This is a genomic window from Rossellomorea sp. DA94 (assembly GCF_029834455.1).
Lineage (GTDB): Bacteria > Bacillota > Bacilli > Bacillales > Bacillaceae_B > Rossellomorea > Rossellomorea vietnamensis.
On sequence record NZ_CP122397.1, the window covers coordinates 250106 to 270754 of the forward strand.

21 protein-coding genes are annotated in these 20649 nt (G+C 44.9%); 17 read left to right on the top strand and 4 right to left on the bottom strand.

Features of this window, described 5'->3' with window-relative positions:
- The first annotated feature begins 2 nt into the window (after window positions 1-2).
- Window positions 3-1427 carry a dihydrolipoyl dehydrogenase family protein gene (locus P8596_RS01395; protein ID WP_279725582.1) on the top strand — a complete coding sequence of 475 codons (1425 nt, stop codon included), beginning with the start codon at window positions 3-5 and terminating at the stop codon, window positions 1425-1427.
- A gap of 70 nt (window positions 1428-1497) precedes the next feature.
- On the opposite strand, the gene P8596_RS01400 is transcribed toward P8596_RS01395, so the two are convergent.
- The 3 genes from P8596_RS01400 to P8596_RS01410 form a co-directional block, all read right to left on the bottom strand.
- On the bottom strand, window positions 1498-2583 hold the full coding sequence (locus P8596_RS01400) for an FAD-dependent oxidoreductase (RefSeq protein ID WP_279725583.1): 1086 nt from the start codon (window positions 2581-2583) through the stop codon (window positions 1498-1500).
- A 14-nt stretch (window positions 2584-2597) separates the two neighbouring features.
- The gene (locus P8596_RS01405) at window positions 2598-3149 is read right to left on the bottom strand and encodes a GNAT family N-acetyltransferase (RefSeq protein WP_224521618.1); all 552 of its coding nucleotides are present in this window, start codon (window positions 3147-3149) and stop codon (window positions 2598-2600) included.
- A gap of 125 nt (window positions 3150-3274) precedes the next feature.
- Window positions 3275-4462 carry a dicarboxylate/amino acid:cation symporter gene (locus P8596_RS01410; RefSeq protein WP_279725584.1) on the bottom strand — a complete coding sequence of 396 codons (1188 nt, stop codon included), beginning with the start codon at window positions 4460-4462 and terminating at the stop codon, window positions 3275-3277.
- Window positions 4463-4761: 299 nt separating this feature from the next.
- On the opposite strand from P8596_RS01410, the gene P8596_RS01415 reads away from it, so the two are divergent.
- The 7 genes from P8596_RS01415 (at window position 4762) to P8596_RS01445 (ending at window position 13057) form a co-directional block, all read left to right on the top strand.
- Window positions 4762-5832 (top strand): D-alanine--D-alanine ligase, encoded by a 1071-nt coding sequence (locus tag P8596_RS01415; RefSeq protein WP_079532958.1) that lies wholly within the window; start codon window positions 4762-4764, stop codon window positions 5830-5832.
- Between the two features lie 75 nt (window positions 5833-5907).
- Window positions 5908-7284: a UDP-N-acetylmuramoyl-tripeptide--D-alanyl-D-alanine ligase gene (locus P8596_RS01420; protein ID WP_254652789.1), complete on the top strand. Its 1377-nt coding sequence runs from the start codon at window positions 5908-5910 to the stop codon at window positions 7282-7284.
- A gap of 87 nt (window positions 7285-7371) precedes the next feature.
- Entirely contained in the window at window positions 7372-8061 is a 690-nt protein-coding gene (locus P8596_RS01425) for an alpha/beta hydrolase (protein ID WP_279725585.1), read from the top strand.
- A gap of 261 nt (window positions 8062-8322) precedes the next feature.
- Window positions 8323-9834: a degradosome RNA helicase CshA gene (cshA, locus tag P8596_RS01430; protein WP_034763086.1), complete on the top strand. Its 1512-nt coding sequence runs from the start codon at window positions 8323-8325 to the stop codon at window positions 9832-9834.
- Between the two features lie 236 nt (window positions 9835-10070).
- Window positions 10071-11033 carry a UV DNA damage repair endonuclease UvsE gene (gene uvsE, locus P8596_RS01435; protein WP_279725586.1) on the top strand — a complete coding sequence of 321 codons (963 nt, stop codon included), beginning with the start codon at window positions 10071-10073 and terminating at the stop codon, window positions 11031-11033.
- Window positions 11034-11130: 97 nt separating this feature from the next.
- The gene (locus P8596_RS01440; RefSeq protein ID WP_279725587.1) at window positions 11131-11610 is read left to right on the top strand and encodes a PH domain-containing protein; all 480 of its coding nucleotides are present in this window, start codon (window positions 11131-11133) and stop codon (window positions 11608-11610) included.
- On the top strand, window positions 11600-13057 hold the full coding sequence (locus P8596_RS01445) for a PH domain-containing protein (protein WP_279725589.1): 1458 nt from the start codon (window positions 11600-11602) through the stop codon (window positions 13055-13057). The genes P8596_RS01440 and P8596_RS01445 overlap by 11 nt, the downstream gene beginning before the upstream one ends.
- A gap of 43 nt (window positions 13058-13100) precedes the next feature.
- Here the strand turns inward: P8596_RS01445 and P8596_RS01450 are convergent, their stop codons facing one another.
- On the bottom strand, window positions 13101-13685 hold the full coding sequence (locus P8596_RS01450; RefSeq protein WP_279725591.1) for a rhomboid family intramembrane serine protease: 585 nt from the start codon (window positions 13683-13685) through the stop codon (window positions 13101-13103).
- Between the two features lie 135 nt (window positions 13686-13820).
- Here P8596_RS01450 and acpS point away from each other — a divergent pair, with 135 nt between their 5' ends.
- The 9 genes from acpS to P8596_RS01495 all read left to right on the top strand — a co-directional run bounded on the left by acpS (window position 13821) and on the right by P8596_RS01495 (window position 20616).
- A complete protein-coding gene (gene acpS / locus P8596_RS01455; RefSeq protein WP_279725593.1) occupies window positions 13821-14171 on the top strand; it encodes a holo-ACP synthase in 351 nt (116 codons plus the stop codon).
- A 211-nt stretch (window positions 14172-14382) separates the two neighbouring features.
- On the top strand, window positions 14383-15396 hold the full coding sequence (locus P8596_RS01460; protein ID WP_279725594.1) for a LolA family protein: 1014 nt from the start codon (window positions 14383-14385) through the stop codon (window positions 15394-15396).
- Window positions 15397-15633: 237 nt separating this feature from the next.
- On the top strand, window positions 15634-16839 hold the full coding sequence (gene alr, locus P8596_RS01465; protein ID WP_279725596.1) for an alanine racemase: 1206 nt from the start codon (window positions 15634-15636) through the stop codon (window positions 16837-16839).
- Between the two features lie 126 nt (window positions 16840-16965).
- A complete protein-coding gene (locus tag P8596_RS01470) occupies window positions 16966-17247 on the top strand; it encodes a CopG family ribbon-helix-helix protein (protein WP_032085355.1) in 282 nt (93 codons plus the stop codon).
- Between the two features lie 4 nt (window positions 17248-17251).
- Complete coding sequence (gene ndoA, locus P8596_RS01475; protein ID WP_034763063.1) at window positions 17252-17602, top strand: type II toxin-antitoxin system endoribonuclease NdoA; 351 nt, start codon at window positions 17252-17254, stop codon at window positions 17600-17602.
- Between the two features lie 405 nt (window positions 17603-18007).
- Window positions 18008-18838 carry an RsbT co-antagonist protein RsbRA gene (locus P8596_RS01480; protein WP_224521611.1) on the top strand — a complete coding sequence of 277 codons (831 nt, stop codon included), beginning with the start codon at window positions 18008-18010 and terminating at the stop codon, window positions 18836-18838.
- Window positions 18835-19191 carry an STAS domain-containing protein gene (locus P8596_RS01485; protein ID WP_034763058.1) on the top strand — a complete coding sequence of 119 codons (357 nt, stop codon included), beginning with the start codon at window positions 18835-18837 and terminating at the stop codon, window positions 19189-19191. Before P8596_RS01480 ends, P8596_RS01485 begins: the two co-directional genes overlap by 4 nt.
- A 2-nt stretch (window positions 19192-19193) precedes the next feature.
- Window positions 19194-19595: an anti-sigma regulatory factor gene (locus tag P8596_RS01490; protein WP_034763056.1), complete on the top strand. Its 402-nt coding sequence runs from the start codon at window positions 19194-19196 to the stop codon at window positions 19593-19595.
- A 10-nt stretch (window positions 19596-19605) separates the two neighbouring features.
- Entirely contained in the window at window positions 19606-20616 is a 1011-nt protein-coding gene (locus P8596_RS01495) for a PP2C family protein-serine/threonine phosphatase (RefSeq protein ID WP_224521610.1), read from the top strand.
- The last annotated feature ends 33 nt before the right edge of the window (window positions 20617-20649 follow it).

A 20649-nucleotide genomic window follows, 5' to 3' on the forward strand; every position in this document is an offset into this window, starting at 1 on the left:
AGATGGAACAATACGATTTAATTGTCATAGGAGGAGGGGCAGGCGGATTGACCGTCGCCTCTGGGGCTGCCTCACTGGGAGCAAAAGTGGCACTTGTTGAAAAAAGCGGCCTTCTGGGAGGGGATTGCCTTCACTTTGGCTGTGTCCCGTCCAAGGCGTTCATCCAATCGGCAAGAGAAGTGGCGACCATACGTTCAGCCGGGGACTACGGATTCGAAACAAAAGGATCCGTCGATATGAAGAAGGTAAAAGAACGAGTCAAAGGAGCCATTTCACACATTCAACAGCACGATGATCCCGAACGCTTCCTGGAGCTTGGGGTCGATATTTATTTCGGAGCAGCCGAGTTCCTGGATCCCCATACCATTTTGGTGGAGAAAGAGGACCGGATCTCCGGGAAGAGGGTGGTTGTGGCGACAGGATCAAGTCCACTTGTCCCCGATATCGATGGCCTTGGCGATGTTGAATACCATACGAATGAAACAGTATTCGAAGTGGATGACCTCCCTCGCCGGGTGGTCTTCATCGGGGGAGGTCCAATTGGTCTGGAATTGGCACAGGCATTCTCCCATTTAGGCTCAGAAGCCATAGTGCTAGAACAGCATGATGAAATCCTGGTGAAAGAAGATAAAGAAATCCGGGAAATGGCCACCGGGTTATTGGAAAAGGATATACAGTTTGTTTTTGGAGCTGAAATTAAACGTGTGTCGAAGCGGGATGGACAGAAGGTGGTTCATTACGTGAAAGATAGAGAAGAGCAGTCGGTTGAGGGGGACCTTTTATTCCTCGCGACAGGTCGCAAGCCGGGTACAGATTCCTTGAATCTTTCCGCTGCCGGTGTGGAGACAGACGATCAGGGGTTCATCAAAGTGAATGACGAACTAAGAACGAATCAATCCCATATTTTCGCGATAGGAGATGTGAACGGCCGTTATCCATTCACTCACGGTGCCGGAATGGAAGGGAAGCTGGTCGTCCAGAACGCCGTATTCGGATTGAAACGAAATGTCTCCTATAACAAGCTGCCCTGGACAACCTATACGACACCGGAAATCTTCCATATCGGCTTGACCGAGGAAGAAGCGGTGGAAAAAGGAATAGAATACAAGGTCTATAAGAAAACGTTAGACGAGGTAGACCGGTTCGTGGCAGATCAGAAGACAGAGGGTCTCGTCAAAATCATCACAGACCCGAAAGGCAGGATCCTCGGTGCCCACGCAGTCGGCGCCGGCGCTGGAGACTGGATGCAGCCGCTCGTGTTCGCAATGGAAAAGGGAAGCAAGATCGGTGCCCTTTCCAACATGGTCTATCCTTACCCGAATCACGCAGCAGCCGTCCAGCAGACAGCGGACCTGTACTGGAGAGAGAAGCTGTTCGACGGGGTACTCCCTGTGATTAGTAAGAAGTATGTGGAATTGTTTAGATAAGGTGTTTACAGCGCGACTGCTGGGAGGTGGTCGTGTTTTTTTTGTGGGGTTAGCTGCTTAACCCTCACCCTCACTCCCCATACTTTCCCATAAACCGCTGATCAATCCAGTCCTTCAACCGCCAGGCCCATCCGCTGACCAATGAAAAGGATCCGTAGGTAAGGAAGCCACGCTTGTCCCCGACAGACATGATAGCGAGATATCGTTTCTGGGGCTCAAAGGGAATGATTTTTCCATTGGCTGCGGCGCCGTTCAGGTTTTCCCATAGGACGGGCCCTTGTCTGACGGCTGTTACGCCGTTTTTAGGCACATCGGGAAAGTCTTGTAAGGTAGCGCAATCACCGGTTCCGAACACGTTTGGGTATTCAACTGATTGAAGATAGCTGTTCACGAGCAGATATCCTTGTTCATCTGTCGGAAGCACACTGCTCGCGAATAGAGGGGGTGCTTTAGGTCCTCCCAGGAAAATGACCTCTTCATAATCGAGGATCTCCCCTTTATCTGTATACAGTTGGGACTCCTCCACTTTCGTCACGCGCCCTTGATGCAGATCGATGCCTTTTGTAAGGGCGATAGCCGTCATTTTTTTAGACGAAAAGATACCGGCTTCTTCTAACAGTGGAGAGGAGTGGGCGACTATGACAGCATGATTGTCACACCCTTTGTCCCTTTTCCATGCTTTCAGGGATAATGCCATTTCAATACTTGCTGCACCGCCACCGATGAAAATGGTTTTTCGGCTTTTCTGCAGTTTCTGGATTTGCTCGGGAAATCGGTAATTTGGCTTGATAGGCAGGTTGTGTTTATGTAATCCTTTGATCTCCGTTGAATCATTTCGGGAGCCGATGTCGAATGAAACAAAGTCGTAGGTGAAGATCTCCCCTTTGTCTGTTAACAGATGCTGCTGATCGGGATCGATGGAGAGAACGGTGCTTTTGACAAAGTCACAGCCGGCAGTTTTACATAAGTTCTCTAAATCGATCCGGGTTTCTTCCAATGAATAGATTCCCTCCGTGTATCCGGAGAACATTCCGGAATAATATTGATAACGGGAAGGGGAAATCAGGATCCATTTCACGTTTTCACCCTGATGTTGACTCTTTTTTAAGCAATGAAGGTGGCTGTGTCCGCCACCGACTAAGATGATTGTTTTCATAGTGGAACTCCTTTTTAGAGAGAGCGTTTCTCTTCCCACTCTTCCCTGATCATACCCATGCGTATGGAGTCATAATAAACCCCGTTGTAGTACCGGCATTTTCTCATACGTCCTTCAAGCTGCATCCCGATTTTCTCTGCGGCCTTCATCATCCGTTCATTCCCTGACCACGTCGTGATGCCGACCCGCCCGATTTCCTTCGTTGTAAAGAGGTGATCGACCCATAGGGATAAGGCTTCGGTTCCATATCCACCGTTCCAATAGGCAGGATCGTAGATGACGATTCCCGCTTCAAGCCATCTGGTAGGCTCGTAATCCCAATAGTATCCGACGGTTCCGATGATGGTACCGTCGACCTCGATGACCCGTTGGAACTCATCGCTGCGACTTTTATTTCTGATGGATGATTCCATATACTCTTCAAAGGGGACGTACGTATGTTTAAAATAAGGGGCGTCCCATTTTTTCCACTCAGGGGAAGGGTCGCCGTAAATATAGTCCCATAGACGGGGAAGGTCTCTCTCTTCTATTTTTCTAAGTGTTACACGCTGACCAGTTAATTTCAATTCATGAGCACTCCTTTATTGTGTTACTATTTCCATTATACAGAAAATACCTTGAATAATCAGAATAGATAGTAAGAAAAAACAGAGGTCCGTCCCTCTAAAGTGAGGGACGGACCTCTGTTTGGTTAACTTGCTTTAATGGACGAGACCCGTGCTTTTTTCTTTTGGGTCAGTTTGTCGACGATGGATGTGATGGCACCGTCGCCTGTTACGTTGCAGGCAGTTCCGAAGCTGTCCTGTGCAAGGTAAAGGGCAATCATGAGAGACGTCATAGTCGGTCCGAATCCAAGCATCGTTTCAAGTAATCCAAGGGCTGCCATAACGGCTCCACCGGGAACACCAGGTGCTGCAATCATCGTGATGCCGAGCATCAAAATGAATGGGAACAGCTGAGTGAATTGCAGAGCTTCACCCTGGATGAACATGACGGCCATGGCGCAGCTGACGAGTGTGATGGTGCTTCCTGATAAATGAATGGTGGCAAGGAGCGGGACAGAGAAGTCTGCAATCCGTTCTCTTGAACCGATTTTTTTTGAACGTTCAAGGGTGACGGGAATCGTTGACGCCGATGATTGTGTTCCGAGTGCCGTGAAATAAGCGGGGAGCATCCCCTTCATCATGGAAAGCGGGTTCTGCTTTCTCAGTGTACCGGCGGCTGTATATTGAACAACTAAAAAGACAAGATGTAATAGAATGATCATGACAAAAACTTTTGCAAATACAGACATGATGGCACTCACCTGTCCGCCTTGTGTCATATTGGCAAAGATCCCAAGGATATGAATCGGTAAAAGTGGAATGATGATCTTTTCAATGACAAGTTCCACGATGTTCCTGAATTCATCCATCCCTTTTTGAAGGGTATCCCCTTTAATGGCGGCCATTCCCAGTCCAATGGTGAACGCGATGAGGAGTGCCGACATCACGCCCATGATTGGAGGCATGTCCACTGTGAAGAACCCTTTGAGAAGAGCTTCTTCTGGATTTTCAAATGATTGGGACGTTTGATTGGCGAGTAAAGATGGGTAAATAGACTTCGCAACCGTAAAGGCGAGTAAACCGGCTAGCACGGTGGAACCATACGCAAGGGCAGTGGTCAATCCGAGAAGTTTCCCTGCACCTTTACCCATGGAGCCAATCCCCGGAGCGATAAAGCCGATGATAATCAATGGAATTGCAAATCCGAGGAAATTACCGAATAGTCCATTGAATGTAGCGAAGATTTTCACAAACCATTCTGGTGCATATGCTCCAATGATAATACCTAACGCGATACCTAAAAGGATCTTAGGCAGTAAACCGAGCTTTCTCATCTGGGTGTCCTCCTTGAAAGTACAAATGTTTTTAATACGAGGATTATACACCTAATAGAGTGATAATTTAATAGCTTTTTAAATAGGCGAAATCTTAAGTGTATTCAGAATAATAATTGAAAGAACTGTCGCCGGACTGGTTTTCGTTTGCATACATATATAATGGGCCGTAATCCGAATGCCATTTGAATCAAGACAAATGTGGTAATTTTTATTTTCCAAAGGAATCATTCTTTCCCTTTCCGGTGAAAGTGATAAAATAGAAACATCTATTGTGAATATTGGAGGTAACGAAATACATGAAAACGAAGTTGTGCTTACTGTACGGCGGTAAATCCGCTGAACATAATGTTTCCCTGCAAACAGCCAAGGCCGTAATCGGTGCCCTGGACTTAAATAAATATGAAATCCACCCTATTTTTATTTCGACGGAAGGTAATTGGATAAAAGGGCCACAATTGAATGCCCCTGTTGAAGATGTGAAAGCATTGCAATTTAAAGAAGGGGAAGAAATTGCTCCTAATGCGTTGAGTACGTCCATCGCTCCTTCTGAGTCTGAAGGATATGACATGATCTTCCCATTGCTTCACGGACCGAATGGTGAAGATGGAACGGTTCAAGGCATGCTTGAGCTGTTGAATCTTCCATACGTAGGAAACGGTGTCCTTGCTTCATCTGCCGGAATGGATAAAGTCATCATGAAGAATCTATTTGCTCAGGCTGGCATTCCTCAAGTCAACTACACGTGGTTCATCCGCAGCACGTGGAAGGGGAACCCGGAATCTGCCTATAAACAGGTGGAAGAAGAGATTGGTTACCCATGCTTCGTGAAACCTGCCAACTTAGGTTCATCTGTAGGGATCAGCAAGTGTACGTCCCGTGAGGAATTAGCGGCTGCCTTCAGAGAAGCGTTCCAATTCGACCGTAAGATCATCATTGAAGAAGGCGTGAAGGCCCGGGAAATCGAGCTTGGCGTACTTGGCAACGATCAGCCGGAATGCTCCGTGGCAGGAGAGATCGTACCTAAGAAAGATTTCTACGATTATAAAGCCAAATATGAAGATGGGGATACAGCCCTCATCATTCCTGCAGAAGTAGAAGGAAGCATCTACAATGAAATGAAGGAAATTGCGATTCAGTCATACAAAGCCCTGGATTGTTCAGGACTTGTGCGTGCAGACTTCTTCTTGACGGAAGACGGTCAGATTTACATGAACGAAGTGAACACGATGCCAGGTTTCACACCGTACAGCATGTTCCCGCTTCTCTGGAAACACACTGGAGTCGATTATCCTACCCTGATCGGGAAACTCGTGGAGCTTGGTTTGGAACGCTATCAAGACAAACAAACGATTAAACATACGATGTAAACAACTTGGGACTGACCACATCTAGAGGCAGTCCCTGGTCTATTTTGATGAAAAATGAGTAAAAGGAGAAAACGAATGTTCGAAAAGACGATTAGAGAGATATGTACCATGCTTGATGTGAAAAATGACCCTTCTGCATTTGATCCGGTGATTGTAAAAGGCGTTTCCATCGATACGAGAAAAATCGGGAGTGGCAACCTATTTGTTCCTTTTAAAGGAGAAAACGTCGACGGTCACGAGTTCGTCCGTCAGGCGATCGACAATGGAGCATCCGCTGCCTTATGGGATATCAATGTCCCTAATCCCCCGGAAGATATTCCGGTCATCGTGGTGGAAGATCCGCTGCTTGCCCTTCAGTCTTTGGCAAACCAATACCGTCACGAGCTTGACTTAAAGGTAGTCGGGATTACTGGAAGCAATGGGAAAACAACGACCAAGGATATTGTCGCCAATCTATTATCTGTAAAATACCGTGTGCATAAAACACAGGGGAATTATAATAACCATATCGGTCTGCCGTTAACGATCCTTTCCCTGCCCCAGGACTCGGAAGTGGCTGTGCTTGAAATGGGGATGAGCGGATTTGGAGAGATCGAACTCCTATCTGAAATTTCTCAGCCGGATGCTGCCATCATCACGAACATCGGGGAATCCCATCTTCAGGATCTTGGTTCCCGTGAAGGCATCGCCAAGGCTAAGCTCGAAATTGTCAAAGGGCTTAAACCTGACGGGCTGTTTGCATACTACGGAGACGAACCGCTTCTGCAGGAGGGCGTAAAGGGAATTGGCCTCAAGAATATGGAGACCTTCGGAAGAAGTGAATCCAATAATATTTACCCGACAAAGATCGAAATGAACAATCAAGGAAGTTATTTTGAGACTTCTGTCGCTGAAGGCGAAACGTTCTTCCTGCCTGTATTGGGACAGCATAACATCCATAACGCCCTTGCCGGGATCCTGATCGCCCGTCATTTCGGACTCACCGTGGAAGAAATGAAAGAAGGCTTGCAATCATTGAAGCTGACCCAGATGAGGATGGAAATGGTGGAAGGGAAGAAAGGCGAAAGCATCATCAACGATGCCTATAATGCGAGCCCCACTTCCATGAAAGCGGCCATCGGACTGGTGTCAGAGCTCGAAGGATTCCGCACAAAAATCCTCGTCCTTGGTGATATGCTCGAACTTGGAGATCAAGAAGAAGAATTTCATCAAGAGATCGGACACTTGATCGATCAGGAAAAGATCCAGCAAGTGTTCACGTTTGGACGGCTTGGAACGTTCATCGCAAAAGGTGCCCTGGAGAATTTCCCTGAAGAGCGCGTGCACTCTTATATGGATAAAGAGAGTCTGGCTCAGGAACTGTCTTCCTTAATCAAAGGGGATGAATTGATCCTATTTAAGGCTTCCAGAGGAATGAAACTGGAAGAAATCATTGAAGGATTAAAGGGATAAGTTTAAACCTTCTTTGAAATGAGCAAAATGAGCTTAAGCTGGGAGAGTGGCTCGCTCCCTACCTTTTAATAAGTAAGAAGGGATAACATGATCGGTTGTTTATTAATCCATGGTTTCACAGGGAGTCCGTTTGAAGTAGAACCCCTGGCTGAATTCCTCCAAGATCGAACCGATTGGAAAATCGTCGTGCCGACTCTTCCTGGTCATGGGGAAACCCTCGAACTGAAAGGGATTAAGCATATAGAATGGATCGAACATGCTGAGTCCGAGCTGAAAGTCCTGTTGGACACATGTGACGAAGTGTACGTAATCGGATTTTCAATGGGCGGATTGATTGCCTCGTATCTTTCGGTCAAATACGATGTAGATAAGCTCGTCCTGTTAAGTGCGGCGGCCTACTATATCAATGCCAAGCAATTACTGAAAGATATTGGAAATTTAATTAAAGAAGGAATGCAGGGAAATATACTGGAAAACGAGCTGTACAAACGGTACAAATTCAAAGTGACCCAAACCCCGATCCTGTCCACATACGAATTCAGGAAAGTCGTCCGTATTGCTCGTCCGCTCCTTCGGGAGGTAAGCATCCCAACCTTTATCGCCCAAGGAAAGAATGATGGAATAGTCCCCCCTAAAGCTGCGAAATATATATATGAGACTATTTCCTCAAAGAAGAAAAACCTATTTTATTCCCCTGAAGCCAAACACTTGATATGTCATAGCCAAGATAAGCACGAACTTTTTGATAAGATCTACCAATTCCTTCAAATTGAATAGATTGACTATTTGACATTAGATTGAAATTCGTTTCTAGAAGTGGTAACATAACTACAACATAGTTCTTAATTTGTTGGACGTGCTAGCTCTTCTATTTTGAAGAGTGTATTTTTTTGTACCAAACATAAAACTAAACATCTCATATAGACGGTTTTAGATTAGATACCGAAGTCTTTCGGTGGGTAAGATTTCGTTCCGACCTAAAAATATAATCAGATATTGATTAGTTATAAAAGATGTAAATTAAAGGAGAATGTAACATTGACTAAGTTTGCAGATTTAAACTTAAGCGCATCTACGTTGAAATCAATTAAACGTATGGGCTTTGAAGAAGCAACACCAATTCAGGCGAGTACGATTCCAGTCGGTTTAGAAGGTAAGGATATCATCGGTCAGGCACAAACAGGAACAGGGAAAACGACAGCGTTCGGTATTCCAATGATCGAGAAAATCGATGTAAAGAACCCTAAAGTTCAAGCATTGATCATTGCACCAACCCGTGAACTTGCCATTCAGGTTTCTGAAGAGTTATACCGTATCGGTGCTGACAAGCGTGCCCGTGTACTATCCGTATATGGAGGCCAAGACATCCAGCGTCAAATCCGTGCGATGAAAAAGAACCCTCATATCATCGTCGGTACACCAGGCCGTCTTCTTGACCATATCAAACGTAAAACACTTAACCTTGAAAACGTTGAGACACTTGTACTTGACGAAGCAGACGAAATGTTGAACATGGGCTTCATCGAGGATATCGAAAGCATCCTTGAGACAGTTCCAAGCACAAGACAAACACTTCTATTCTCTGCCACAATGCCGGATCCAATCCGCCGCATTGCCAATCGTTTCATGTCAGAGCCGGAAGTCATCAAGGTTAAATCAAAAGAAGTAACGGTTTCAAACATTGAACAGTACTTCACGAAAGTAAGCGAAAAAGAAAAATTCGATACACTTTCCCGTTTAATCGACGTGCAATCACCTGAGCTTGCGATCGTATTCGGTCGTACAAAACGCAGAGTTGACGAATTAGCACGTGCTCTAAGCATCCGCGGCTACCTGGCTGAAGGTATTCACGGAGATCTTTCTCAAGCTCGTCGTATGACAGTTCTTAAGAAATTCAAAGAAGGCCGCATCGATATCCTGATCGCAACAGACGTTGCTGCCCGTGGATTAGATATCTCAGGCGTAACGCATGTTTACAACTTTGACATTCCTCAAGATCCTGAAAGCTACGTTCACCGTATCGGACGTACAGGTCGTGCAGGTAAGAAGGGTATGTCCATCACTTTTGTTACACCAAGAGAAATGGGTTACCTGAAAATTGTTGAACAAACAACGAAGAAGAAAATGACGGCCCTTAAGCCACCTAGCTTAAACGAAGCTCTTGAAGGTCAACAACGCCTGGCTTTAGAGAAGCTGGTTGAAGCTGCGAAGGAAAGCGATCTTAAAGATTACTATCCATTAGCAGAAGAATTCCTAGGCGATCACGATCCTGTTCAAGCAGTAGCGGCAGCGATCCGTGTATTGACGAAAGAGCCTGATACGACTCCTGTAGAGATTACGGAAGAACGTCCACTACCATCAAGAGGTGGAAATCGTGGCGGCGGTAACCGTGGTGGATACAAAGGTGGAGCACGCAGCGGAAGTCGCGGTGGATCTTCACGCAGCGGCGGTGGAAATCGCGGAGGCGGAAGCCGTGGCGGAGACCGCAACCGTTCTGGCGGCGGCAGACCACAATCTTCAAGCAAACGTAAATCTTATAACAATTCTTGATTAGATCAATAGGACACGATGACCTTTAGGGGTTGTCGTGTTTTTTTGTTGTGTTGGGTTTTGAGGGAGTCTTGTATTCCAATTTATGTTAAAATCCTCAATTACCATCTGAAATGACGCAAAGATTCCCTTCAATATAAAACCCAAGGAGAAACGAAATCCGTCATCTATTCAAAACCCGCAAGATAATTCCCCCAGAGAGCGCACATACTAACCCAAAAAGGAGTCCAACATCCATGACACTCGTAAAACTCGGCTATGTGGCCATGAGCATGAACCTTCAAAATGCATCCCCCTCCCAAACGATGACCTATAAGCAATTCGCGGGCATAAAGGATCGAGAGGCAGCAATCCATAAATTAGAACGGATTGCCCGGTCGAATTTACAAAACTGCCTCAGGCTTTTAAAGCATAATGTCCTGAATGAAATCCACTTCTTCAGGTTCAGTTCGAAACTGATCCCTCTTGCGAATCATCCTGAATTGAAGGGATGGGATTTTATCTCTCCGTTACAGGAAGAACTCCAGGAGATTGAAGAATACTTGAAGCTTCATCCCATGAGGGTGGGCTTTCATCCTGATCACTTTGTTCTGCTGAATTCCAGTGATGTGGATGTGTTGAAAAATACGCTGAAGACGTTGAAGATGCACGAAGCTTTGTTAAAGGGGATGGGGATCAATCCGACCCACCGCTGTGTTCTTCATGTGGGTGGAGCGTATGAGGATAAGGAAAAGGCGCTTGAGCAATTTATTCATAATTGGGGGCTGACTCCGGTCTCTCTTCAGCGGATGATCATCCTTGAGAACGATGATACGGTGTTCAGCGCGGCGGATGCCCTTTATTTGTGTGAGAAACTCGGCATTCCTCTTGTGTTTGATTATCATCACCATCTGGCCAATAACGAAAGGGACTGGCTGCTGGATTGGGATAGAGTGGTTGGGACGTGGAGCCAATCGCCTTTGCCGGTGAAGATGCATATATCCAGCCCCCGGTCCCGGGAAGAGTACAAGGCCCATGCGGATTTCATCGAGCCCGGGATGTTCCTTGACTTCTTACACGGAATGAAAGGCTCAGTCGATGAAATCAATTGTATGATCGAAGCCAAGAAAAAGGATGATGCACTGTTCAGACTGGTGGAAGATCTGCAAGGAAAGGAAGGAATTGAATGGGTCGATAAAAGTTCCTTTATAGTGAAGTAGATGTTATGAAATTTAATTCTCCCCACAATCTGAAACCATCTCTGTTCCGAAACGTATATTTACTGTAAGATTTAGTAAAAGAGAGAGGGGGATTTGAATGATAGGGGAACCGCAAAAGAGAATATCTCCAATGGCTTTGAAAGTATGGAAGATATATGGAGTGCTGGAATCGTTGATCGTGGCTGCCTTGGCAGTCGGCGCCATTGTGTTAACGAATATATTTGATTGGTCCAATTGGGTGACCGCAATAGCTGTAGGTGTAGTGATCCTTTTTACATATTTGTTCGTGTTTTTACTTCCGACCATCAAGTGGAAAAGGTGGCGGTATGAAGTGAGGGAACAGGAGATTGAACTGCAGAGGGGAATCCTGATTGTGAAACGTACGCTGGTTCCGATGGTGAGAGTTCAGCATGTTGATACGGTACAGGGGCCGATTCTAAAAAGATACGGGCTGTCGACGATTACCATCTCCACTGCAGCAAACGTCCACGAGATCCCTGCTTTGGACATGGAAGAAGCGGATGAACTGAGGAATTCGATTTCGCAGCTGGCGAGGGTGGCGGAAGATGATGTCTGAACATAAAAGGCTTCACCCAATATCCGCTGTGGCGAGTTTTGTTAAACAACTGAAAGATTTGATTGTTCCGTTCGTATTTTTGTTTGTCATAAACAATCGGGGGGAGAAGAATGGATTTTGGGATTATATGCCGCTTCTATCCATGGCGATAGTCCTTGTCATCGTTCTTGTTTTCGGAATCATTAAGTGGCTTCGTTTTACTTACCGGCTTGAAAGTGGTGAACTGAGGATAGAGTATGGGCTATTTGTGAAAAAGAAGCGGTATATCCCGATTGAACGGATCCAGAGTCTGAACTTCTCGGAAGGTATTTTGCACCGTCCTTTTGGGCTTGTAAAGGTGAAGGTCGAAACAGCGGGATCTTCAAGTTCCAGGGAGTCGGAAGCGGAACTGACCGCGATTTCTAAGGAGGAAGCACTGGATTTAGAACAGATGATTTATCGGGAGAAGAAGGGTGAGAGCGTGACGGAGGATTCTTCTCTGGAGCAGGCTGCCATTCATGAAGATGAACCTTTTTTCACCCTAGGCCAAAAAGACATCTGGGTTCTTGCGGCGACCTCGGGAGGAGTAGGGGTCATTATTTCAGGGGTTGCGTTATTTTTATCGCAATTCAATGAACTCATTCCCTATAAGGCTGTATATGAAGAAGTGGCCGTGTTTATAAAAAGTGGCGTGTTCATCGTCGCATTGACGGCATTTTTAGGGCTGGTTCTTGCCTGGTTCCTATCGATTGTCTGGACATTTATCATTTATGGTGATTTTAAGATCAGAATAGTGGATGAACATATTGTTATGACAAGAGGGCTGCTTGAAAAGAAGCAGGTGACGGTCCCGTTAAACCGGGTGCAGGGGATCCGGATAGTGGAGAACCCGATCAGGCAGCTGATTGGGTATTGTACCGTGCACATTGAAAATGCCGGTGGATCTGTTTTAGAGAAAGACAGTACGAGTATTAAGTTATTCCCGATTATTAAAAAGGAACAAGTACCGGAGTTGTTAAATGGATTGTTTCCAGAATATATCATCCAAGATGATTTTAAAGGGCTGCCGGTAAGTGCCATGAGGAGATATGTATTCAGGCAAACGGTCTGGGTATTGGTCCCTGTTGCTGCCGCCTGCTACTTCTTTTGGCCGTATGGTCTTTGGGCAGCGCTCTTGATCCTGCCTTTTGGAGTGCTCGGATACTATCAATACCGCGCAGGCGGATTCAGAATCGATGGGGGGCAGTTATCTTTACAATATAGAGGGGTATTGAAGAATACGATGTATATGAAGAAAAATCGGATTCAGTCCCTTGATACGAAAGAGAGCTGGTTTCAGGAAAGGAAAGAATTGGGGAGTCTCACGACTACGGTGAAATCAGGGGCAACCGGTTATGCGAGTCAGGTGAGGGACCTTAAGAAAGAAGATCTGAAAAGGATCGTCTCCTGGTTTTCCCATAGTATATAAACAAAGAAGCGGCCTGTTCATTCCGGCCGCTTCTTGCTTATTCTTATTTCCTTCCAGAAATCAATCCGATGACGAAGCCTGCAATCAACCCAAAGATATGGGCAGTAATGTTGATGCCTGATTGCATGAAGGTCATTACGACCCCGATGATCACGATAGGAAGGATGATCTGCCGGCTTTCCCTGGTGATGAAATGATTTTTCACCACGATCATGGCAATATAAAAGCCGAATAACCCGAAGATGGCCCCTGAAGCACCGACGTGGCTATAGGTAAGAGGCTTGATTAGATAAGTGATGATATTGGCAAACACACCGCTTGCTAGGTAAAGGGCAAGGAACTTTGCCTTTCCAAGGTGTTTCTCAAGTGGTGGTCCGAATAAGACGAGAGAAAACGAGTTGAATAATAGATGGGCAAAACCCATATGAACGAAGATCGGAGTGATCAGTCTCCACCATTCGCCTTCTTTTATGAATACATTCACACCAGCGAGTTGTTCGTACACCCACAATTGAGGGAAGATGGGAAGGGCACTGACCGCAAATAGGGCGATATGAATCAGGACGATCAAGGAAATAATAGGATAGTATCGTAGAAATTGAGAAAAACTTTCCGTTCGTACAAACATAGTGTATCCTCCTAAATGGGCTTGGTACTCAAAAAATAACCGTTAGTACTATAGTATAAGAAAAAGATGAAAATCACGAGTGGAGTTCATTATTAAAATATGCAGGACAGGACAAGAGTAGAAGGGGAGACGCATATGATTAAAGGAATAGGGTTGGATATTGTAGAGATCGGGCGCATACGGGAATTACTGGAACGGCAGCCGAAGTTCGTGAAGAGGATCCTGACGGACAGGGAAGAGGATACGTTCTTTTCGTTGAGTGAAGGGCGCAGGATTGAATATGTGGCCGGTCGTTTTGCAGCGAAAGAGGCGTACGCGAAAGCGAATGGAACCGGGATCGGGACGATGCTTTCGTTTCAGGATATTGAAATCAGTAAGGATGGGAACGGCAAGCCTTATTTTTCGAAGCCCGAGAAAACGCATGCCCATTTATCCATCACGCACAGCAGGGAGTTTGCGGCGGCCCAGGTCGTCATACAAGAGTAATTAAATTTAAAGCTTGTCATCTTCACTAGCATAATCCCTCAGGTTGTCTCATATATTCAGTAGTGCAATAGGAGAGACAAGGCCAGTTGTTTAACAATCGCGGTTCGTTGGCGAATGGAACCGGGCATTCTTTCAAGGATCGTCCATTCTTTGACAAGTGGCCTTCCCCTCTCTCAATTACGTTTATCCTGGGACAAAAGGGGTTGAAAAAATGAAGAAAAAGCTAGTGATACTAGTGATGGCCATGTTGGCGGTGCTTGCACTCGCTGCCTGTGGAGAGAAATCGAAAGACGATGTAACCAAGGACCTTAAGGCAAAAGTAGAAGATATGAAGGGGTACAAAGCAGATGCGAAAATGACCCTGCAGGTGGGAGAAGAACCCCAAACCTATGATGTGGAAGTATGGCATAATGACCCTAATTATTATCGTGTAGCCCTTAAGAATGCTACGAAAGATCAAAGCCAAATGATCCTGCGTAATGATGAGGGAGTGTTCGTCCTGACACCGGCTCTGAATAAAAGCTTCCGATTCCAAAGCAACTGGCCAGAAAACAGCAGTCAGGCATACTTGTATGAATCACTTGTCAAGGATGTGTTAGAAGACAAAGATGCGACCTTCAAAGAAACGAAGAGTCACTATGTCTTCACAACGAAAACACGTTACCAGAACAGTCAGATGCTCCCTACACAGGAGATTGCTTTCAACAAAAAAGACCTGACGCCTGCATCTGTCAATGTGATGGATTCAGATCAAAACCCGCTTGTAAAAGTGGAATTTTCTAAGATGGACATGAAAGCCGCGTTTGACAAAAAAGATTTCGATATGAAGAAAAATATGACCGGCGCCCAGCTTGAGGTTCCAGTGACAGCGGCAGTGGAAGATACGGAATTCACCGTTCTTTACCCGATGTCTGAAATCACCGGTACGGAATTGATAGAAGAAAAAGAAGTGGCGACGGATACAGGAAAGCGCGTCATTTTAACCTATGACGGTGAAAAATCCTTTACGATCGTTCAAGAGAAGACGACTGTCGTCCCTACGATGACCGTTTCTACATCTCTTAAGGGGGAATTGGTGGACCTTGGCTTCACCGTAGCGGCCATGACGGATCAAACCATCCGATGGACGAATAATGGTGTGGATTATATGCTCGCATCAAATGACCTCACCCCTTCGGAAATGGTGATGGTGGCACAATCCGTGCAAGGTTCAATGGTGAAATGATGTATATGATCGGGGCGGGCCTATCGGGTCCGCCTCTTTTCGATCAAGGGATAGAGAGTAAAGTCTCTACTCCAACCATAACCCCCTCCAATACTCCCCATCAAACCCCAAGTTCAACTTTCATTCTGCTGAAAAACCCAACATCTATTCACCACAATAAATGATAATATGAATAATCCATGGTATTCTTGAATAGAATGACAATGTTTTGTGTAACGATATGAGGAAGTGAACAGAGTGGAAACCCAGACGCAATTTTTTCGAGATACATGGGCTGAAATCAATTTGGATCATTTATATGAAAATGTAAAAAATATTAAAGGTCATATCCCGGATGACGTGAATGTATTTGCCGTTGTAAAGGCGAATGCTTATGGGCACGGGGATGTTCAAACAGCTCTCACTGCACTCGCTGCAGGGGCGCATGGGTTGGCCGTGGCCTTCCTGGATGAAGCGATCTCTTTGAGAAGGGGAGGCATCACCGCTCCGATCCTTGTTTTGGGGGCTACGCGCCCCAAAGATGTGAAGATTGCTTCACAGTTGGACATTTCCTTAACGGTCTTCCATAAGGAATGGCTCGTGGAAGCTGAAAGACAGCTGTCGAAAGAAGATCATCTAAGCCTTCACATCAAATGTGATACAGGTATGGGGAGGATAGGCGTTCGAACCTCGGAAGAATTAAAGGGGATCGAGGGATATATTCATTCTCACCCACAGTTCGAGCTTCAGGGGATCTTTACCCATTTTGCTACGGCGGATGAACTGAATGATGACTATCTTGAAGAACAGTTGAGGCGCTTCGAATATATGCTACAACAACTGGAATCGCTTCCAGCCTATATCCATTCTTCCAATAGTGCTGCTACTTTAAGGAAAAAGAATACCCTTTTTAATTCTGTAAGAGTGGGAATTGCCATGTATGGTCTTACACCATCGATCGAGATGAAACCTGAACTGCCATTTCCATTGAAGGAAGTCTTTTCGCTACATTCCCGACTCATTCATACCAAAGAACTTGCAGCTGGTGAGAAGGTCAGTTACGGAGCTACGTATGAAGCTTCCGAATCAGAATGGATCGGGACGATTCCGATTGGATATGCAGATGGATGGCTGCGGAAATTACAGGGTCAGGACGTTTTAGTGGATGGGGAAAGAGTTCCAATTGTTGGAAGGATATGTATGGATCAATGTATGATCCGGCTACCTGAATCCCGGCCGATCGGTACCCGCGTCACGTTGATCGGCAAGCAGGATGAAGCTGCCATAACGATGGATGAAATCGCCCGAAAGCTTGATACCATCAACTATGAGATCCCTTGCATCATCTCGACCAGAGTACCGCGCATTTATATAAGAAATGGAGAAGCGACGGAAGTGTCGAATAAGCTCTTACCGGCAGGGGTGCACAGTCAACAGGAAAATAACTCCCCGTTTGATGAATAATTAGTATTTTAACTGGTGGATAATAGAAGAGATTGATAAATTAACTTTTCATTCCCTGTATTTGATGGTATGATAAGTATGTTAATGAACAGAAACGGTATGTAGTGATTGGTGGAGGTGTAGTTTGTGTCTGAATCCAGCGCAACAACAGAAATCTTAATTCGTCTACCGCAACAGCTCGTTACAGAATTGGACGGCTTTGCAGATCAAGAAAATGTGAATCGCAATGAGTTTATTTATCGTGCAACCAAAATGTATTTACGAGAGCGTAAGAAGAGACAATTACGTGAATCTATGAGACGCGGCTATATGGAAATGGCGAAGATTAATCTCGCGATCGCTTCAGAAGCGATTCAAGCAGAATATGAGGCAGAACATACAGTCGAACGCTTAGTAAGCGGAGGTTAATCCTTTGATTGTAAAGCGTGGTGACGTATATTTTGCAGACCTTTCTCCTGTTGTAGGTTCAGAACAAGGCGGAGTTCGGCCGGTACTTGTTATTCAAAACGATATAGGGAACAGGTTTAGTCCCACAATTATTGTAGCTGCCATTACCGCACAAATTCAAAAAGCAAAACTGCCTACTCATGTTGAAATTGATGCAAAACGTTATGGCTTTGAACGTGATTCCGTTATCTTGCTTGAACAGATTCGAACGATTGATAAACAACGTCTTACCGATAAGATCACACACTTGGATGACGAGATGATGGAGAAAGTGGACGACGCCCTGCAAATCAGTGTGGGTCTGATCCAGTTTTAACTCATATCCGTCCTTCGTGTGAATCCATTATCACATATATAATAGAGACAGTTTAACTGCAAACCAGAAGGCTTGCTGATCAACAAATGCTTGATCATCGAGCCTTTTTGTTTTGCTTTTTTTGGTTTCATACCCAATAAAGCCTGATTCTGCCTTGAAAGAAGAATCTGGATAATGGAAATATAGACAATTTTATGACAAAACCAGGTAAACAATTTATAATGGGAAAAGAAAGCAATGAAAATACCCGAAAAGGCATAGGCTTTTTCTTTTCCATATTTATTTGTTAGTATTAAAGTAATTAAGTCATTTTCGTTCTTTGTTGTAAACTACTTTAAGATTGGGTTACATCAATCGGTCTAAATACTAGGGTTAAATTTCATATGATAGAATGGAGAGAACAAAATGTTTAGTGAAGTCACGGCTTATATTCAGGACAATAAATCAGAAATCACTAGTACTTGGATGGACCGCATGAGAAATGAAGCGGATGAGAAGTTTCTTCAAGTCGTTTCAGATCAGGTGTTCACCAAGACAAGCCATGAGTTTGTTGAAATGATTGCCGCTAATTTGAGAGATTCGAAAGAATTCAACAGCCGCCTTGAGGATTTCGCTGAAAAGGTTGTTAGATTAGGGTGGCCATTAACATTTGTAACAACCGCTTTAGGGACATTTGGTAAAGTGGTATACGAAGGCATGACGGAGGATCGGCTGATCACAGAAGAAAATCACGCTTCACAGGTTGAGAAGTTCGATCAGTGGCTTACTCCAATGTACAACAAAGTGGTTAAAGCTTACACAGAATCATGGGAAAGAACGGTTTCTCTTCAAAAGATAGCATTACAGGAATTATCTGCACCACTTATACCGGTGTTTGAAAAGATTTCCATTATGCCGCTTGTCGGCACCATCGATACTGAACGTGCCCGTTTGATAATGGAAAACCTTTTGAACGGTGTGGTAAAGCACAGGGCGGAAGTCGTCCTGATTGATATTACCGGTGTTCCGGTGGTCGATACGATGGTCGCCCACCATATCATCCAGGCTGCTGAAGCCGTACGTTTAGTAGGGGCGAAGTGTATGCTGGTGGGAATCAGGCCGGAGATTGCCCAGACGATCGTTAATTTGGGAATTGATCTTAATCAGTTCAGCACAAACAGTACGTTACGAAAAGGAATAGAAAAAGCTCTTGAAATGACAAATCGAAAAATAGTTTCGGCGGAGGGATTAGAGTGAGAATACCAATTTTAAAGCTGCATGATTGTTTGTTGATTTCCATTCAGTGGGAGCTGGATGATCAGACAGCCCTTCAATTTCAAGAGGATCTTCTCCAGAAGATTCACGAAACAAGTGCGAGGGGAGTAGTGATCGATATTACTTCCATTGATTTTATAGACTCGTTCATCGCTAAAGTGCTTGGGGATGTGATCAATATGTCCAGGCTGATGGGAGCAAAAGTTGTCATCACAGGCATTCAGCCTGCTGTAGCGATAACGTTGATCGAGCTTGGAATCAGGTTAGAGGACGTTCTGACCGCTTTGGATCTGGAAAAAGGTCTGGAGAAATTACAATTGGAACTGGGGGACTAGGTATGGATAGCCAATCCTGCGTGAAGATCACGAATGAATGGGACATCGTTGCTGCCCGCCAGTTAGGGAGGAATGTAGCGAAAGAGCTCGGATTCGGCACAGTTGACCAGGCTCGTATCACTACGGCTATCAGCGAATTAGCAAGGAATATTTATTTATATGCCGGCTATGGTCAAATTTGTATTGAAAAATTATTCGACGCCGGAAAAAAGGGCGTGCGCATCATCGCCTTAGATGAAGGCCCTGGTATTGCCGATATCAGAAAAGTAATGGAAGATGGATATTCCACATCAGGCGGATTAGGAGCAGGTTTGCCTGGAGTTAAGCGTTTAATGGACGAATTTAACGTCGAATCTGTACCGGGTGAAGGGACAGATATAAGGGCGACCAAGTGGCTCCGCTAGGGGGAGTTATATGAATTTCAGAGAATTGATGGATTCAAAATATAGAGAGATTATTGAGCACTATTTAAACGACCAGGATGAGAAGGCTCTTTATTTGGGACAGAAATTTAGTCGCAAATCAATTGAGCATCACGTATCACCGGAAGAAATCATCAGTCTCCACAAGAATGTCATTCTGGAGATGGAACCAAACATACCGCATCAGGTGCTGCATTCTTTCGATATTCTCTTGGAAGTCATGATAGGGTATGGTTTTGCCTATCGTGAACATCAAAGCTTGAGAACGAAACAGCAGGAATTGAATAATGAAATAGATGTAGCTTCCAATATGCAGCAAACCCTTCTTGGTACAGTCATTCCGTCAGTCGAAGGGTTGGATATCGGAGCGGTGAGTGTACCGGCAAAAAAGATGAACGGTGATTATTATCATTTTGTTCAGGATGAAAATGACAGCGTCAGTGTGGCCATTGCGGACGTGATTGGGAAGGGTATACCAGCGGCACTTTGTATGTCCATGATCAAATATGCGATGGACAGTTTACCAGAGTATCGCCATGAGCCGAATGCTGTTTTGGAAAGCTTGAACAGGGTAGTCGAACAAAACGTGGACGCCAGTATGTTCATTACCATGTTCTACGGAGTGTATAATCCTGTGAAGCATCTGTTTTCATACTCATCAGCTGGGCACGAACCCGGCTTTTTTTATAGAGCGTCAACCAATGAATATGAAGACCTTGATGCAAAAGGCCTTCTATTAGGTGTCGATAAAAAAGCAAAGTACAGACAATATGAAAGACGTGTGGAAGTGGGGGATATGATCATTCTCCTTTCCGATGGAGTAACAGAATGCCGCACGGAAGAAGGTTTCATCGAGAGGGAGGATCTGGTTCAGTTGATCAGCCAATATACACACCTTCCCACCCAGGAGATCATCAATAATGTGTATAAGCAACTTGAGAAGCTGCAGCATTTTGAGCTTAGGGACGATTTTACCTTGATCATCATAAAAAGAAATTCGTAATGTGTTTATTTTTATCAGAAATAGGGTAAATGA